At 35.3% G+C, this 2318-nt stretch carries 2 protein-coding genes; both read right to left on the bottom strand.

The features are described 5' to 3' along the window. Positions 1-969 precede the first annotated feature (969 nt). Positions 970-1542 carry an orotate phosphoribosyltransferase gene (locus tag GX687_03880; protein HHX96585.1) on the bottom strand — a complete coding sequence of 191 codons (573 nt, stop codon included), beginning with the start codon at positions 1540-1542 and terminating at the stop codon, positions 970-972. Continuing rightward, positions 1535-2221 carry an orotidine-5'-phosphate decarboxylase gene (gene pyrF / locus GX687_03885; GenBank protein ID HHX96586.1) on the bottom strand — a complete coding sequence of 229 codons (687 nt, stop codon included), beginning with the start codon at positions 2219-2221 and terminating at the stop codon, positions 1535-1537. The genes GX687_03880 and pyrF overlap by 8 nt, the downstream gene beginning before the upstream one ends. Positions 2222-2318: the final 97 nt, after the last annotated feature.

Consider the following 2318-nt stretch of genomic DNA (forward strand, 5'->3'; position numbering starts at 1 on the left):
TATTACAAAAGGGACATTTCACTAATAACTTTTACTCCAGATTCCGTAAGAATTTCAGATTCTTGAATACTTCTTCATTAGGGGAATGGCGAAATCTTTTAACCAAACATTAATACCAACTTCTTTGTTTGTTTCTAACAATGGAGAAAGTCATTAAACACAAATCAACTGCCTAGCAATTAAAATTTCCTACTCTTTGGTTTGTACGCTTTATATACTGGTATTTCCCACAAAGCAGAATGAATTACAGAAATTTCCCTCTTATAACTTCTTTTTCAGCTGTGGGAACTCCTAAAATAGCAACCCTGCTGAAACCCCTTTTAACATTTTGATGTGCTTAGGAATTAAGCAATTCCCTACCATGCAGTCATCTCAACTACATGAGCCTTTAAATATATCAATCATTCATTTCTATATCAGGAATTGACCGCGTATTAGCTAAAGACATTCTTGTCAAAATTGAAACAATTATTCCTTTCAATCTTACGAAACTTCAACCAAATATATAAGCCCTACCCGGGAAATTAGAAAATCCAGAAAATACTTAAATAATAATGCGGAAATAACAAAAAACTAGTAATAACTATCTCAGATATTACTTAATAAAAACAACAAATAGTGTTAAAAATCACGCAAGCATAAAAGGGTGTGTTTGGCAAAAACTAAATATACTCCAACAGCAGAGCTAGGAAAACACGATAGAACTCACCTAATTTAGCTCCATCTTTTAAAAGGTGATGATAAATTCTGTTTATATTTTTTTTAAATTTGCTCTTGACATATTTCTTTATTGCGAATTGTTAATAGTTTTTTCATTTTAATTATACTTTCAATCTTCAAGTACGTCAAGTGTTGCGACAAAATAGATAGTGTCAAAGGTAAATACACAAAAGCTTTCTGCACTGTGAACAATTTTTCCCTTATTGCCTGTAAAAATCAATATGACAAATAGCCCCTATTTCTTACAGATCATCCTTCTAATCGTGAACCCGGCTTTACCAAAGGTATACCTTTTTGGCAGAGGGGACAAGTCTTAGGTGTATAAGACTGTACCTCTAAAGAAAGTAAACTATAGAGGGGATAACCTAAATCTACTTGACCATTACTGCGGTCTACTAGAACAGCTACTCCTTTTACTATACCTTGATATTTTTCTACTACTTTAATTGTCTCTAAAACTGAACCTCCAGTAGTAATCACATCCTCTACTACTAAAACTTGAGTATTTGGGGATATAGTAAAGCCTCTTCTGAGGGTCATGGTACCTTTTTCCCGTTCGGTAAAAAGGGAAGCTGTTTTTAATTGTCTGGCCATTTCATAGGAAAGAGTAATTCCTCCCATGGCAGGTCCAACAACTAAATCTATAGGTAGAGCTATTTTGGTAATTAATTGTTCACAGAGCTTAGCGGCAATAGGGGGATATTGTAAAATTTGGGCACATTGTAAATAGCGGTCACTATGTAAACCAGAAGTTAATAAAAAGTGACCAGTTTGTAAAGCATGATGCTTAATAAAGAGCTCTAATAATTCCTCTTTATTCATTTTCTTCCATCTCCTTTATAATTCTTAAAGCAGCCCTTCTAGGATCAGCCGCTTTAGTAATTGGCCTGCCAATTACTAAATAGTCTGCTCCCAGCTTAAGGGCTTCTTTTGGTGTCATAATTCTTTTTTGATCATTTATAGCTGCCCAATGAGGTCTAATTCCAGGGCAAACAATTTTAAAATCAGGGCCACAGGTTTTTCTAATTAAAGCTATTTCTTGTGGAGAAGCCACTACCCCATCTAAGCCTGTTTCTTGAGCTAATGATGCCAAATTAGCTACTGTTTTCTGTATGTTTTTTAAGCCTAATTCTTGTAACGTGGCTTCATTAAAACTAGTTAAAACTGTCACCGCTAAAACCAGTGTATCCTGTGCTTGGGCAGCTTGAACAGCTTCCTTCATCATTTCTCTGCCACCCCAAGCATGTACATTAAACATTAATACTCCTTGTGCTGCTGCCTGACAAGCTGCCTGCCTAACAGTATGAGGAATATCGTGAAATTTTAAATCTAAAAAAACTTCCTTCCCCCTTTTTTTTAATTCTGAAACTGCTTGACCCTGACTAGCTAAATAAAGCTCTAGTCCTACTTTAAAAATCTTTACTTCTGGAAGTTTTTGTACCAGAGCTTCCGCTTCAGACCAGGTAGGATAATCTAAAGCCACAATTAACTTTGTCCTCATAAAGCCACCCCTTTCAATTGGGTAATCTTGGCAATCCCTTTTTCTCGACAATATTGTTCCAGGTCATTAATTATTTCTGGACAGCACTGTGGATTAA

This window comes from Clostridia bacterium (assembly GCA_012841935.1).
In the GTDB taxonomy this organism is placed as follows: Bacteria; Bacillota; Peptococcia; order DRI-13; family DTU073; genus DUTS01.

What these genes read in the sequence shown, in the direction of transcription:
- pyrF (HHX96586.1), bottom strand. Translation starts at nt 2,221, where the DNA reads ATGAGGACAAAGTTAATTGTGGCTTTAGATTATCCTACCTGGTCTGAA.
- GX687_03880 (HHX96585.1), bottom strand. Translation starts at nt 1,542, where the DNA reads ATGAATAAAGAGGAATTATTAGAGCTCTTTATTAAGCATCATGCTTTA.